We start from the raw sequence: 15,929 nt of genomic DNA, 5'->3' as shown, positions 1-15,929 counted from the left end.
TACACTTCATCACTCTTGAACTCCACGAATCGTTAATATCTATAAAAAATAAATTTAAAAAATATATACTAATATGAAATTAAAGTTTTAAAATAAATTAAAAAATGCATACTTATTTTTCAAATATAAAAAATGTTTATAAATTATTATACTTTAAAAAAGTATACGATTTTATAGTTTGAAAAATAATACTTGTGATTAAAAAAAGGATTATAGATATTTATGTTTTTCAAAATTATATTTAATATTTTTTTATATTTTTTGTTTTTTCTAATCGTTTTTCATAATCAATTTTTAACAATATTCAAAAAAACAATACACGTTACAACTTTAACAGGAAGAACTATGGGGACATATTGGCAAGTAAAAATCCCAAATCTAAAAAAAAAATACAAATTTATAATTTAATAAAAAAATCTTTAGATAAAGATGAAAAAATGCTTTCTTCTTGGAAGGAAAATTCTATAGTATCTCAATTTAATAAGCGTAAAAAAAATGAACTGCAAATAATTAATAGAAATTTTTATCATATCATTTCACAAGCAATGAAAATAAACAAAAAAACTAATGGAAAATTAGATATTACAGTTGGTAAATTAATTAATATATGGGGATTTGGCACTAGAGAAAAACCTACTATTTATCCTTCTATGAAAAAAATACAAAATAATATGTTTGATTTTGGAAGTAGACACTTAAAAATTATTAAGAAAAATTCTAAAATATATTTAACAAAAGATATCAATGGTATAGAAATTAATCTTTCAACTTTAGGTGAAGGTTTTGCTACAGATCATATATCGTATATACTTAAAAAAAAAAGATAAACAACTATACTATTTCAGTTGGAGGAACTGTATTAACAGAAACAGAAAAAAATGAAAAACAGTCTAAAATAATTGCAATTCAAAAACCTATAGATCAAAACCAATCAATTCATTTATTAATAAATTTAAAAAATGGTGCCATCAGTACGGCTGGATGTTACCGTAACTATTATTATCTTAAAGGAAAACGTATTTGTCACTTAATCAATCCTAGAACTGGAAAACCTATAACACATAATTTAGTTTCTGTTAGTGTTATTTCTTCAACTGCTTTAGAAGCAGACGGATGGGATTCAGGATTACTTATCATGGGATTTAAAAAAGCAAAAAAATTAATACTAAAAGAAAAATTAGCAGTTTGTCTTATCACTCAAAAAAAAAATACTTTTTCAACATGGACATCTCCTCAATTTAGAAAATTTTTACTTAAGTAAAATACTTTTAAATCATGACAATAATTAATCAATATAAATTGCATTTAATTAGATTCTACTAATTGATAATATCTGATATATTTGTAATAATAAAAAATTACATCATTAACAAAAATAATAGTTTTTATTTTTAACATAAGAACTATTTGAAAAATATCGAAAAACTATTTTAAAAATTTTTTATATTAAATAGCGCTAATTTTATCTAGATAAACTACAGGATAATCTGATAGATAGCGAACTAGGAAATAAAACCTAATACTAAATTAGTATCCTGGAGGAAAAAATGGAAATATTGTCAGGAGCCGAAATGGTCGTTAGATCATTAATTAATCAAGGAATACAACATATATTTGGTTATCCTGGTGGAGCTGTACTAGATATTTATGACGCTCTAAAAACTATTGGTGGAATTGAACATATTCTAGTTAGACACGAACAAGCAGCAACTCATATGGCTGATGGATATGCCCGTTCTACTGGTAAAACAGGAGTGGTATTAGTCACTTCAGGACCAGGTGCAACTAATGCTATTACTGGCATCGCTACTGCATATATGGACTCAATTCCTATGGTGGTAATATCAGGTCAAGTTGCTTCATTATTAATTGGTTATGATGCTTTTCAAGAATGCGATATGATCGGTGTTTCTCGTCCAATAGTCAAACATAGTTTTTTAGTTAAAAAAACTGAAGATATACCAATTACTTTTAAAAAAGCTTTTTGGTTAGCAGAAAGTGGACGTCCGGGACCAATCGTTATTGATTTACCAAAAGATATTTTAAAGAAAAAAAGTAAATATTTTTTTAAATGGCCAGATAGTGTTAATATCAGATCATATAATCCCACAACTAAGGGGCATAAAAAACAAATTCAAAAAGCTTTATATAGATTACTCAAAGCTAAACAACCAGTTATTTATGCTGGCGGGGGGGTAATTAGTTCCAAATGTCATAAAGAATTACTTGAATTTGCAGAAAAAACAAATTGTCCTGTGACTACTTCTTTAATGGGATTAGGTGTCTTCCCAGGAAATCATCCTCAAAGTATTGCTATGTTGGGTATGCATGGTACTTATGAAGCAAATATGGCAATGCATCATGCTGATGTAATTTTTGCTATTGGTGTTAGATTCGATGATCGAACAACAAATAATTTAAAAAAATATTGTCCTAACGCTATTGTTGTACATATTGATATTGATCCTACTTCGATTTCTAAAACTGTTTCAGCGCATATACCTATTGTAGGAGACGCGAAATACGTTTTACAACAAATGCTCAAAATATTAAAATCAGAACAACATATTTTTTGTTTAAAAAATTGGTGGAACTGTATTGAAAAATGGAAAAAAGTTAATAGTTTAAAATACTATGAAAATAACAAAAAAATTAAACCTCAAAAAGTTATCGAAACTCTTTTTCAACTCACCAAAGGTGATGCTTATATAACTTCAGATGTCGGTCAACATCAAATGTTTACTGCATTATATTATCCTTTTAATAAACCTAGACGCTGGATTAATTCAGGTGGATTAGGTACCATGGGATTTGGATTTCCTGCTGCTTTAGGTGTCAAATTAGGTTTCCCTAAAGACACAGTTATTTGTATAACTGGAGATGGCAGCATTCAAATGAATATCCAAGAATTATCTACAGCACGACAATATAATTTAGCTATATTAATTATTAACCTGAATAATGCTTCTTTAGGTATGGTTAAACAATGGCAAGATATGATTTATTGTGGACGACATTCTCATTCTTATATGGATTCACTACCAAATTTTATACAATTAGTAGAATCTTATGGACATATTGGAATTCAAATTAGCCAACCTCTAGAATTAAAAGAAAAACTAATACTGGCATTACAAAAACTATCTACTGGAAATTTAGTTTTCGTTGATATTAAAATCGATAGTTCTGAGCATGTTTATCCTATGCAAATCCAAGGTGGTGGAATGAATGACATGTGGCTAAGGAAAAAAGAGGAATTTTAAAGATGCGCAGAATTTTGTCTATTTTATTAGAAAATGAATCAGGTGCACTGTCAAGAGTAATAGGGCTTTTTTCCCAAAGAGGATATAACATAGAAACGATAACACTTGCACCAACTGAAGATCCAACTCTATCAAAAATGACTATACAAACAATCGGAGATGAAAAAAATATTGAGCAAATCGAAAAACAACTGCATAAATTAATAGATGTATTAAGAGTTGTTCAGATTGACCAATTTTCTCATATAGAACGCGAAATTATGTTAGTTAAAGTCCAGATTAATACTTCTTCTAAGAGAGATGATATTAAACATACTACTGAAGTGTTTAGAGGTCAAATTGTAGATATGACATCTACAACATATATACTACAATTATCTGGAACAACAAAAAAATTAAATTCTTTTTTAAAAGTTATAAGAAAGATATCAGATATCATAGAAATAAGTCGTTCTGGCATAGTAGGTATTTCACGAGGATAAGTTGCTGTTTTATAAAAAATAATATGTGATTTTATTATTTTTTTATATGTATATGCAAAAAATATTTATTTTTTTAAATTTTTTAAGTTTAATTTTATAAATTAAATCAATTTTGTTAAACATGGTCATTTAAATTTAGTGACCGTGTATAAATAATAAACTACTATAAAAATTAAAATGAATGACATACTTAAACATATTCCAGTAATGAAAAAAGAATTAATACAATCTTTGAAAATAAAAAAAAATGGCATCTATATTGATAGCACATTTGGTTCTGGTGGGCATTCAAAAGAAATTTTGAAATATTTAGGGAAAAATGGCACGCTATATTCGTTTGATAAAGATCCTAGTGCTATAGCTATAGGGGAAAATATTCAAGATTCTCGTTTTCATATAATTCATGAAAAATTTTCTAATTTATTAAATTATGCTGAAAATAAAAAAATAATAGGAAAAGTGAATGGAATAATTTTTGATTTAGGTCTTTCTTCATTACAAATTGATGATTATAAAAGAGGTTTTTCATTTAAACAAGATGGTCCTTTAGACATGCGCATGAATCCTAATTGTGGGATTTCTGCATCAGACTGGTTATTTAAGAGTGATGTTCATACTATCTCTTATATATTAAAAAATTTTGGAGAAGAAATTTTTTCAAAAAGAATAGCTTATGCTATTAAAAATAAAAATCGCCAAAAAAAAATAACAACTACTAAAGAATTAGTTGATATTATCAAAAATGCAATACCTATAAAAAACAAATTTAAACATCCAGCAAAAAGAACTTTTCAAGCTATTAGAATTTATATTAATGAGGAACTAGAGGAAATTAAAAAAGCTTTAAACAATACCTTAAAAATACTAATACCAGGAGGACGTATTTCCATTATTAGTTTTCATTCTCTAGAAGATAGAATTGTAAAACAATTTATGATAAAAAACAGTAGAAAAGCCAGCGTTCCATATGGAATGCCAATTACAGAAGTACAATTAAATAAATTAAAAACATCTAAATTAAAAATTATTCATCGTATTTTACCTACTCAGAATGAAATAAAGAAAAACCCAAGATCAAGGAGCGCAATACTCCGTACTGCAGAAAAAAAATAAAACAATGAAAATTCAACGTTATGATCTAATTCAAATAATAAAAAATGATTTTCTTTCAAATTGGAAAATACACTTAATTTTATTGATAGCCATTTTAATATCTGCCAGTTGTACTGTTATTACAGTCTATAAAACTCGTTTACTAATTTCAGAAGAAGAAAATCTTCTTCGTATTAAAAAAAAAAAAACAATGAATGGAGAAATTTAATCATTGAAAAAAATACTTTATTTGTTTCATCTCATATCTCAAAAAAATAATTTCTATCAATTAACTTTTAAAATACATAAAAGTATCAAGTCAATAGTTTAAATCAGATAATTTAAATTAATCAATGTTCTCTAAAAAAATGTATAACAAAAAAAATATTAATTTTTCTAAAGAAAAAAAATTTAAAAAAAGTGTGTATATAAATTGCCGTTTTTTTATATTATGTAGTTTTATTTTCTTATCTTTTATAATTTTAACATTACGTATATTTTTTTTACAAATTATTCATAAAGAAGAACTAATAAATGAAGGAGATCGGCGAACTTTAAGAATAGAATCTCTACTTAGTACAAGAGGAATTATACACGATCGATTAGGATATCCATTGGCTGTTACTGTATTAGTTAATGCTGTATGTGCTAATCCTACAGTAATATTAAACAATCAAAAAAATATTACAAATGATTTACGTTGGAAAGCGTTATCAGAAGCTATTTCGATTCCTTTAAAAAACATTATTTATAACATTAATAAAAATAAAAAATCAAAATTTATTTATCTAGCTCGACAAATTTCTCCAGAAATTGGAAATTATATTAAACAATTACAACTGTCTGGGATTTTCTTACAAGAAGAATCAAAAAGATATTATACTTCTGGGAAAATAGCTGCTCAATTAATAGGATTGACTAATATAGATGGTGAAGGTATTGAAGGGATTGAAAAAAGTTTTAATAAATTATTGATAGGAAAACCAGGAAAAAGAACGATTAGAAAAGATAAAAAAGGACAAATTATTGAACAAACATCTTTAGTTGATAAATCTGTATCTAATAATTTAACTTTGAGTATAGACAAAAGATTACAAACTATTGTATATAATGAATTAGATCAAGCTGTTAAAAATAATAAAGCTGATTCAGGAACTGCTGTTTTAATTGACATTGAAACTGGAGAAATTCTCTCAATGGCAAATAGCCCTGCATATAATCCAAATAATATGCTGCATGTTCTTGCAAAAAATATTCGTAATAGAGCTATTACAGATATGTTTGAACCTGGTTCTACAGTAAAACCAATCGTCATAATGGAAGCCTTAAAGTTAGGAATAATTCAAACAAACTCAGTAATTAATACAAAACCATATTTAATAAAAAAACATAAAATAAAAGATGTGTCATATTACAATCAACTATCTATAACAGGAATATTACAAAAATCAAGTAATGTAGGTGTATCAAGAATTGCATTATCTATTCCGACCAAACAATTAGTTGAGACTTATATGAAGTTTGGATTAGGAAAACCTACTCAATTAGGTTTGATTGGAGAACAAAATGGTTTTTTCCCAAGAAAAAAAAACTGGTCTAATTTAGAAAAAGCGACTTTCTCATTCGGATATGGATTAATGGTAACTCCTCTTCAATTAGCACGATTATATGCAACAATTGGAAGTTATGGAATTTATCGTCCTCTTTCGATTATAAAAATTGATACACCCGTCAGAGGAATACGAGTTTTCCCTAAAAAATATGTAAAAAACGTAATCCATATGATGGAAAGCGTCGCTAAAACAGGAGGTGGAGGTATAAAAGCAGCTGTAAAAGGATATCGTGTAGCAATTAAAACAGGTACTGTAAAAAAAGTTGGCATACATGGAACTTATATCAATCAATATGTTGCTTATACTGCAGGAATAGCACCAGCTAGTAATCCAAAATTTTCATTAATAGTAGTTATTGATAATCCTAAAGGCAAAGAATATTATGGAGGTGCAATTTCTGCTCCAGTTTTTAGTAGTATAATGCAATTAATATTAAAAAAAATGAATATCAAACAAGATAACGCATAAAAAAGGTTTAAATGCACAATATTTCACTAAAATATTTATTATCACCTTGGATAAAAGATGTACCGAATAGAAATGTTTTATCTTTAACAACAGACAGTAGAACTTTAATTGAAGGAAGTTTATTTATTGCTATATTAGGAACAAAAAGAGATGGACGAAGTTTTATTTATGATGCAATTCATAAGAAAGTAGCAGCTATTCTATACGAAACACAAAAAAAAGTAGATCATGGAATATGTAAATATATTCATTGTATTCCTATTATTTATTTTTTTAAACTTTCTAAAAATATTTCAACATTAGCAAGTCGTTTTTACAAAGCACCAGGAAAAAAAATAAAAATCATCGGAATAACTGGCACTAATGGAAAAACAACAGTAACACAATTAATTAATCAATGGAGTGAAATTTTAGGGACAAAAATAGCAACTATGGGAACTTTAGGAAATGGTTTTTTAAAATCTTTACATGTAACAAAAAATACTACACCTGAAGCTATTTACATACAATCATTTTTATATATGGCAGTAGAAAAAAAAACTAAATTAGTGACTATGGAAGTATCATCACACGGTTTAGTACAAAATCGAGTTAAAGAGATTCCTTTTCATATTGGAATATTGACAAATATCAGTCAAGATCATTTAGATTTTCATGGAAACATGGAAAATTATAAATCAGCTAAATGGTCATTTTTTTCTAAACATAAAATAAAAAAAGTAATATTAAATGCAAATGATAAATGTGGACAAATTTGGCTAAGAAGATTATTTAATGTCTATACGATAGCAGTTACTATTAAAGATAGTACACAAAAAAAATATGCAACCAAATGGATTAATGCTACTCATCTTCAATATGATAAAAATGGCACTAATATCACTTTTGAATCTAGTTGGGGTTCAGGTAATATAAAATCCTACTTAATAGGAGACTTTAATGCTATAAACTTATTATTATCATTAGCTTGTCTTTTAGAATTAGGTTATAAGATATATGATCTTATAAATACATCATATAAAATACAGCCTATAAATGGTCGAATGGAGACTGTGTTTCATAACAACAAACTCGTTTTCATTATTGATTATGCACATACTCCAGATGCATTAAAAAAAGCACTGAATTCAATTCGTTTACATTATAATCAATCTTATATATGGTGTATATTTGGATGTGGTGGAAATAGAGATAAAAAAAAACGTCCTCTAATGGGTTCTATCGCCGAAAAAATAGCAAATAAAGTCATTATTACTAATGACAACCCAAGAAATGAAAAAGAAGAAAATATTATTAATGATATTTTAAATGGTTGTAAAAACCCAAAAAAAATTTTCATTATTCCAAATAGAAAACAAGCAATATCTTATGCGTTTCATCAATCACAAGATGATCATATAATTTTTTTAGCAGGAAAAGGTCATGAAGACAAACAAATTATTCAAAATAAACATATTAATTATTCAGATAAAAAAGTAGTTTTAAATTTATTGGAAAAATAAAATGATTTCTCTATCCTTGAAAAAAATAGCTAAAATTACTAATGGAAAGTTATATGGATCAAATTTAGTAATAAATAAAATCGTTATTGATACTAAACAGGTTGTTCCAGGCTGTCTGTTTATTGTATTAATAGGTAAAAAGTTTGATGCGCATAACTTTATAGAAAATGCTATCATCAAAGGATGTGCGGCTATTATAATGCAAAAAAACATCAAATGTTGTATTTCTTATATTATTGTAAAAAATACATCTATTGCATTAGGTGATATTGCTTCTTGGATTAGACAATCAACTAATGCAAAAATATTAGCGATTACAGGTTCTTGTGGTAAAAGTTCTGTAAAAGAAATGACATCATCTATACTAAAACAAGATGGCAATACAATATCTACTATTGGTAATTTTAATAATCACATCGGTGTTCCGATCACTTTACTACAACTTACAAAAAAACATAAATATGGTGTCATTGAATTGGGTGCAAATCAACCAGGTGAAATTTTTTATAGTAGTAAAATTAGTCGACCAGAAGTCGTATTAATAAACAATATTTACTATGCTCATTTAGAAGGTTTTAAATCACTTTTAGGAGTCTCCAAGGCAAAATCGGAAATATTTTCTGGTCTTAAGTCTAATGGTATAATTATTATCAACTTAGATAGTCATCATCTTTCACAATGGAAAAAAAATATATCTCAAAAAGATATCATATATTTTTCTATTAAAAAAAAAAATCGAGCGATATTTTTTCTAGTGACATTAAAATTCACATACATGGTACATCTTTTACAATACATACCCCGTCGGGAAAAATAAATATTTCATTACCATTTTTAGGATATCAAAATATATCTAACGTATTAGCAGCAACCGCTTTATCTTTTTCTTTGAAAATACCCTTAAAAAAAATAAAAAATGGATTATTAGCCACTCCAATTTTATCTGGAAGATTAGAACTCATTGAATTAAAACCGCATAAAATTTTGATTAACGATACTTATAATTCTAATGTTTCATCTATGATTTCAGCTATTCAGGTATTAGATAAAATGCCAGGATATAAAATATTAGTTTCCGGTGATATGTCAGAATTAGGGAAAAAAAGTGTTTTATACCATAAAATAATAGGAAATACTGTAAATTTATATAAAATAGATGAAATCCTTACGATTGGACAAATAAGTTATGAAATCAGTAAAATATCTAATAATGGAAAACATTTCCTTGATCATAGACAATTAAATAAATATTTAAAAAAAATATTTTTTAATAAAAATAAAATTACAATTTTAATTAAAGGTTCACGTAATACAAGAATGGAAAAAGTAGTAGAATATCTCATTAAAGAGAGTAAAAAACATGTTAATTTTGTTGTATAAATACTTCAATGTTTATTTTTACACTATTTCATATATTTCATATCGTGCAATATTTAGTTTGTTGACGTCTTTTTTTATCAATTTGTATATTGGACCTATTTTTATATATTTTTTTAAAAAAATACAAACATATCAAACAATAAGACACAATGGTCCAAAAACTCATTACTTAAAAAATAAAGTTCCAACTATGGGTGGTTTATTTATTATTTTTTCTATAATGTTTTCAGTTCTTTTATACTGTGATTTATCTAATAATTACATTTGGTATGTGGTTAGTATTTTATTAGGCTATGGTTTTATTGGTTTTGTAGATGACTATAAAAAGTTAAAATATCAAAATTCTCAAGGATTAACAGTTTTATGTAAATATTTTTTATTATCTATTCTCGCATTAGGAATAATATATATAATATATATTAATAATAAAACTCTTTTTTTTACTGAATTAAATATTCCATTTTGTAAAAAAAATATTCAAATTAATTATCTATACATATTATTATCTTATTTTATAATTGTTGGTACTAGTAATGCAGTTAATTTAACAGATGGATTAGATGGTTTGGCAATTATGCCCGTTATTTTTTTGTCATGTGGTTTTACATTAATATCGTTACTTAGTCTAGATATAAAAAATTCTGAGTATTTAAATGTGTCTTATATAAAAAATGCAGGCGAATTATCTATATTATGTACAGCTATTATTGGATCAGGATTAGGTTTTTTATGGTTCAATAACTATCCTGCTAAAATATTTATGGGCGATGTTGGATCTTTATCATTAGGAGGATCGTTAGGAATAATTGCAATTTTATTGCATCAAGAATTATTATTAATAATAATGGGTGGAGTATTTATTTTCGAAACTATATCTGTTATTTTACAAGTTATATCATTTAAAATCAGACGAAAAAGAATCTTTAAAATGGCACCAATTCATCATCATTATGAACTGAAAGGAATATTAGAACCTACAATAATCGTAAGATTTTGGATTATTTCATTAATATTACTTTTAATAAGTCTTATTTCACTCAAGGTGTGTTAATGAAATACAATTACTTTGGGAAAAAAATATTAATTTTAGGTATTGGATTAACAGGAATATCATGTATTCATTTTTTTTTAAAAAAAGGTGTAATACCAAAAATAATTGATGAATCTAAAAATCCTGTGTTTTTAAAAAAAATCCCTAAAAACATTCCATTTTTTCTAGGAAACTTAAACAATAAATGGATTCTAGAAGCAGATATAATTGTTATTAGTCCAGGAATTTCTTCATTTAAACCTATTTTAATACATGCTCGTTCATTAGGAATTGAGATTATTAGTGATATAGAACTTTTTTCAAGAGAAGCCATTTTTCCTATTATTTCAATCACAGGTACTAATGGAAAAAGTACTGTGGCTACAATGGTTGAAAAAATTGCAAAAAAATCAGGTTACAAAGTATGTTTAGGTGGAAATATAGGCGTTCCTATTTTGAATATGCTCAATCAAAAAGTAGATTTTTACATATTAGAATTATCTAGTTTTCAATTAGAAAATACATTTACTTTAAAATCTAAAATTGCAGTAGTGCTAAATATCAGTGAAGACCATATTAATCGATATCCAGAAGGTTTTAAACAATATAAAAAAATTAAATTATCTCTTTACCAAAGAGCAGAAATTTGCATTGTCAATGTAAAAAATAAATTACATGATGTTATTCAGACCAATAAATCTAAAAAATATATTACTTTTGGTACTCAAAACAGTGATTATCAAGTTCATTATAACCATAAAAATGTTATATTATCTCGTAAAAATAAAAAAATACTAGATATTAGTCAAACATTATTATGGGGTGCTCATAATCATCAGAACGCATTAGTTGCTCTAGCTATTTCTGACTCTATAAAATGTCCTAGACATTGTATAATAACTACATTGCAAAAATTCTCTAGTTTACCTCATAGACTTCAAATTATACATAGAAAAAAGGGAATAGATTGGATAAACGATTCTAAATCTACAAATGTAAATAGTACAAAAGTTGCTTTAAATTCCTTAAATACTTCTGGAACAATCAGATTATTGTTAGGTGGAGATAGCAAATCTGCAAATTTTAATATACTAAAAGATGATTTTGAAAAATTTAAAATAAAAATTTACTGCTTTGGAAAAGATGGAAAAAATATTTCACAAATATGTAAAAAAAAATCTATTTACTTCGATACTTTACAACAGGCAATGAAATTAATTATAAAAGAAGCAATATCAGGTGATACAGTACTTTTATCTCCTGGTTGTAGTAGTTTAGATCAATTTTCTAGCTTTGAAGAAAGAGGTAATATTTTTATGAAAATAACAAAAGATATAGCTTCTTGAAAATACCCAAATAATTTAAAAATATATATAAAAAATTCAATATGAAAAACTCATATATCATATTATATGATCGTGTATTAGTTTGGTTAAGTTTAAGTTTATCTGTAATCGGATTGATTATGGTTCTCTCGACATCTATTCCTATAGGTCAAAATTTATACCAAGATCCATTTTTTTTTGTAAAAAGAGAAATATTTTATTTCTTTTTAATCTTTGCTTTATCTTTTATTTTTTTACGTACACCAATTATTTTTTGGAAAAAAAAAAGTAAATTAATGTTAATTATTTCAATTCTATTACTTATATTTGTACTGTTAATAGGTCATTCAACACGTGGATCTTATAGATGGATAAAAATAGGGTTTGTGCACATACAACCTTCAGAAATATGTAAGATTTCATCTTTTTGTTATATATCTAGTTATTTATCACGTAAACAAAAAGAAGTATGCAATAATTTTTGGGGGTTTTTCAAACCTATCAGCATCATTATAATCGAGTCTGCTTTATTGCTGGCTGAACCTGATTTGGGAAGTGTTATTGTTATTTTTTTTACTAGTTTGTCAATTTTATTTCTTTCTGGTGCTAAAATAAGACAATTTTTAATAATTACACTTATCAGTACAATAACGGTTTTTTTATTAATCCTAGTAGAACCTTATCGCATGAGAAGAATATCATCTTTTTGGGATCCGTGGAAAGATCCTTTTGGCAATGGCTATCAATTAACACAATCTTTAATGGCATTAGGAAGAGGTAATTTTTTCGGTCAAGGATTAGGAAATTCGATACAAAAATTAGATTACTTACCTGACGCACATAGTGATTTTGTATTTTCTATTATCGGGGAAGAATTAGGTTATATTGGTGCTTTTTTTATACTTTTAATGATTTTTATCATTTCTTTTCGTGCTATGTATATTGGAAAAAAAGCATTAGAAAAAAAACAAATATTTTCAGGATTCTTAGCCTGCTCTATTGGAATTTGGATTGGATTTCAAACATTAATTAACGTTGGCGCAGTAACTGGTATATTACCTACTAAAGGATTAACTTTGCCACTAATTAGTTATGGTGGCTCAAGTTTAATTATTCATTCAATAGCTATTTTTTTTTTATTAAGAATAGACTTCGAAATTAGATTAAGAAGATCACAAGATTTTCCTAAAGAGGTGAAATGATTTCAAAAAAAATAATCATTATGTCAGGTGGCAGTGGAGGTCATGTTTTTCCAGCTTTAACTATAGCAAAATTTTTAATAAAAATGGGCTGGAATGTCAATTGGATTGGTACGAAAAATAACATTGAAGCTGAAATTATTCCAAAACATGGAATAAAAATACATTTTATTGAAATTAAAGGATTACGTAATGCCAGTTTAAAAAACTTAATTTTCTGTCCAATTTATATATTAAAATCTTTTTGGAAAGTAAAAAAAATAATAAAAAATTGGTCTCCAGACATTATATTAGGTATGGGAGGATACGTATCTGGTCCAGGAGGAATCGCCGCTTGGTGCTCCAAAATTCCATTTATTTTACATGAACAAAACAAAATTGCTGGTCTTACTAATCAATGGCTATCTAAAATATCTACAAAAAATATGCAGGCTTATTCTGGATCACTTAAAAATGCAGAACTAGTAGGAAATCCAATTTGTGAAAATATAATAAACATTCCGTCACCTAAAAACCGTTTTAAAAACAGGGAGGGACCTATTCGAGTATTAGTAGTTGGAGGGAGTCAAGGAGCTTCAATATTAAATACAATTTTACCAGAAGTCGCTTGTTTGTTAAAAGAAAAAATTATTGTTTGGCATCAATCTGGAAATTTCGAATTTAAAAAAACCAAAAAAAAATATAAACAATTAGGATTAAATTCAAGTATTATTGTTTCTTTTATTACAAATATAGCTTCTGCATATGAATGGGCAGACATAATTATTTGTCGTTCCGGAGCTCTCACTGTCAGTGAAATATCTGTAGTAGGATTAGGAGCAATTTTTATACCATACCCACATAAAGACAAACAACAACACAAAAATGCACAAGAACTTGAAAGTATTGGTGCCGCAAAAATCATCGATCAAAAATATTTAAATACAACATTAATCATTAATATAATTAATCAGTTAAACAGAGAAACTCTGTTAAAAATGGCAATACAATCTTATTCTTTAGGAATTCGCGATTCAATATTAAAAATTTCTGAAATTATTCACGATACTATTAATGAATAGTCAATATTATATTTTAAAAAATATTAAAATAAATTGAAAATTAAAAATTAAATCTTAAAAGATAAAAATATGAATGTCAATGACATAAAAAATATTAATTTTTTTGTTTATAACAAAAAAAAAATAAAAAATATCCATTTTATTGGTATCGGTGGTACAGGAATGGGAGGTATTGCTTTAATTTTGTTAAAATTGGGTTATAACATTAGCGGATCTGACTTATTGAAAAATGCTGTTACAGATACATTAATTAACTTAGGAGCTAATATATATTTTAAACACTCTAAAAAAAATATTAAAAATTCTGATTTTGTTATTAAATCTAGCGCTGTTTTATCAAACAATCCAGAGATTACTTCTGCTAAAAAATATAATATTCCTATATTATTAAGAGCAGAAATGCTTCAAATATTAATGAAATTTAAAACTGGCATAGCCATTTCAGGTACACATGGAAAAACTACTACTACTTCAATGATTACAGATATCTGTATTAGAAGTAGATTAAATCCTACTTGCATTAACGGTGGATTAATAAAATCTATAAACTCTTATGCTACACTAGGTTCTTCTAGATACTTTATTGTAGAAGCTGATGAAAGTGATGCTTCATTTCTGTATTTAAATCCAACGATAGCTATCGTAACAAATATTGAATCAGATCACATGGATCACTATAATAGTTTGCAACAATTAATAGAAACGTTTTTAAAATTTTTAAAAAAAATACCAATACATGGAATAGCGATAATATGCATAGATAATTTTCCTATTCCTAATATTTTTTCCAAAATAAAATGTCAAATTATAACATATGGATTTAATAAAAACGCAGATATTCGCATTCTCTGTTATCGACAACATTCTTTTCTTGGATTTTTTTCATTAATTGTTAACAAAAAGATAAAATTAAGTATCAAATTAAATATACCAGGTAAACATAACGCATTAAATGCAGCTGCCGCTGTTGCTTTTTCTTTAAGTCAGGGATTAAAAACTGAAGATATAATTAAAACACTAAAAAATTTTCAAGGAACTGCGAGAAGATTTGAATATCTTGGATATCTTTCAATCACAAAAGATAACATTAATAATAAAAATTCTATACTCATAGATGATTACGGACATCATCCTACGGAGCTTTCTGAAACTATTAAAACAATACGAACAAGTTGGCCAAAAAAAAATTTAATAATGATATTTCAACCTCATAGATATACGAGAACATATAATTTATATTATGAATTTATTAAAGTTTTAGTAACAGTTGATACTCTTTTAATATTAAATGTATATTCTGCTAACGAAAAATTTATATCTGGAGCAAATAGTTATTCACTGTACCAAGATATAAAAAAATCTGGAAAAATTGATATAACATTAATTTCTAATAACAATTTCATTATGACTACACTTCTTTCTAAAGTAACAGGCAATGATGTTATTTTAATACAAGGAGCAGGAAATATAGATACAATTATGAAAAAAATATTAATTTACCAATAAAAGAAAAA

General features: G+C 26.1%; 13 protein-coding genes and 1 pseudogene. All 14 read left to right on the top strand.

All coding sequences use genetic code 11. From position 1 onward, the window contains the following. Nucleotides 1-437 precede the first annotated feature (437 nt). The 14 genes and pseudogenes from ATN01_RS03205 to murC all read left to right on the top strand — a co-directional run bounded on the left by ATN01_RS03205 (nt 438) and on the right by murC (nt 15,921). Nucleotides 438-1,261 (top strand): annotated as a pseudogene (locus ATN01_RS03205) (FAD:protein FMN transferase). A 286-nt stretch (nt 1,262-1,547) separates the two neighbouring features. Then, nucleotides 1,548-3,263, top strand: coding sequence for a biosynthetic-type acetolactate synthase large subunit (gene ilvB, locus ATN01_RS01140; RefSeq protein ID WP_075433270.1), 1,716 nt, complete (start codon nt 1,548-1,550; stop codon nt 3,261-3,263). Nucleotides 3,264-3,265: 2 nt separating this feature from the next. Then, nucleotides 3,266-3,745, top strand: a complete 480-nt coding sequence (gene ilvN / locus ATN01_RS01135) for an acetolactate synthase small subunit (RefSeq protein ID WP_075433269.1) — start codon at nt 3,266-3,268, stop codon at nt 3,743-3,745. Between the two features lie 177 nt (nt 3,746-3,922). Next, a complete protein-coding gene (gene rsmH / locus ATN01_RS01130; protein WP_075433268.1) occupies nt 3,923-4,858 on the top strand; it encodes a 16S rRNA (cytosine(1402)-N(4))-methyltransferase RsmH in 936 nt (311 codons plus the stop codon). Between the two features lie 4 nt (nt 4,859-4,862). Continuing rightward, complete coding sequence (locus tag ATN01_RS01125; protein WP_236854822.1) at nt 4,863-5,066, top strand: cell division protein FtsL; 204 nt, start codon at nt 4,863-4,865, stop codon at nt 5,064-5,066. Nucleotides 5,067-5,205: 139 nt separating this feature from the next. Next, the gene (gene ftsI, locus ATN01_RS01120; RefSeq protein WP_075433612.1) at nt 5,206-6,918 is read left to right on the top strand and encodes a peptidoglycan glycosyltransferase FtsI; all 1,713 of its coding nucleotides are present in this window, start codon (nt 5,206-5,208) and stop codon (nt 6,916-6,918) included. Nucleotides 6,919-6,929: 11 nt separating this feature from the next. Further along, nucleotides 6,930-8,420, top strand: coding sequence for a UDP-N-acetylmuramoyl-L-alanyl-D-glutamate--2,6-diaminopimelate ligase (murE, locus tag ATN01_RS01115; RefSeq protein WP_075433267.1), 1,491 nt, complete (start codon nt 6,930-6,932; stop codon nt 8,418-8,420). A gap of 1 nt (nt 8,421) precedes the next feature. Beyond that, complete coding sequence (locus ATN01_RS03130; RefSeq protein WP_236854819.1) at nt 8,422-9,237, top strand: Mur ligase family protein; 816 nt, start codon at nt 8,422-8,424, stop codon at nt 9,235-9,237. After that, nucleotides 9,165-9,800 carry a glutamate ligase domain-containing protein gene (locus ATN01_RS03125; RefSeq protein ID WP_335621898.1) on the top strand — a complete coding sequence of 212 codons (636 nt, stop codon included), beginning with the start codon at nt 9,165-9,167 and terminating at the stop codon, nt 9,798-9,800. The genes ATN01_RS03130 and ATN01_RS03125 overlap by 73 nt, the downstream gene beginning before the upstream one ends. After that, the gene (mraY, locus tag ATN01_RS01105) at nt 9,781-10,851 is read left to right on the top strand and encodes a phospho-N-acetylmuramoyl-pentapeptide-transferase (RefSeq protein WP_075433266.1); all 1,071 of its coding nucleotides are present in this window, start codon (nt 9,781-9,783) and stop codon (nt 10,849-10,851) included. The genes ATN01_RS03125 and mraY overlap by 20 nt, the downstream gene beginning before the upstream one ends. Beyond that, nucleotides 10,851-12,176 (top strand): UDP-N-acetylmuramoyl-L-alanine--D-glutamate ligase, encoded by a 1,326-nt coding sequence (murD, locus tag ATN01_RS01100; protein WP_075433265.1) that lies wholly within the window; start codon nt 10,851-10,853, stop codon nt 12,174-12,176. Before mraY ends, murD begins: the two co-directional genes overlap by 1 nt. A gap of 41 nt (nt 12,177-12,217) precedes the next feature. Continuing rightward, nucleotides 12,218-13,357, top strand: a complete 1,140-nt coding sequence (gene ftsW, locus ATN01_RS01095; protein ID WP_075433264.1) for a cell division protein FtsW — start codon at nt 12,218-12,220, stop codon at nt 13,355-13,357. Next, nucleotides 13,354-14,415 (top strand): undecaprenyldiphospho-muramoylpentapeptide beta-N-acetylglucosaminyltransferase, encoded by a 1,062-nt coding sequence (gene murG, locus ATN01_RS01090; protein ID WP_075433263.1) that lies wholly within the window; start codon nt 13,354-13,356, stop codon nt 14,413-14,415. Before ftsW ends, murG begins: the two co-directional genes overlap by 4 nt. Nucleotides 14,416-14,484: 69 nt before the next feature. Beyond that, nucleotides 14,485-15,921 carry a UDP-N-acetylmuramate--L-alanine ligase gene (gene murC, locus ATN01_RS01085; RefSeq protein ID WP_075433262.1) on the top strand — a complete coding sequence of 479 codons (1,437 nt, stop codon included), beginning with the start codon at nt 14,485-14,487 and terminating at the stop codon, nt 15,919-15,921. The last annotated feature ends 8 nt before the right edge of the window (nt 15,922-15,929 follow it).

Origin of the sequence: Buchnera aphidicola (Diuraphis noxia), from assembly GCF_001700895.1 — a bacterium.
Lineage (GTDB): Bacteria > Pseudomonadota > Gammaproteobacteria > Enterobacterales > Enterobacteriaceae > Buchnera > Buchnera aphidicola_D.
Note: the sequence above shows the minus strand (reverse complement) of the source record. Positions and strands in the feature narration are given on the sequence as shown.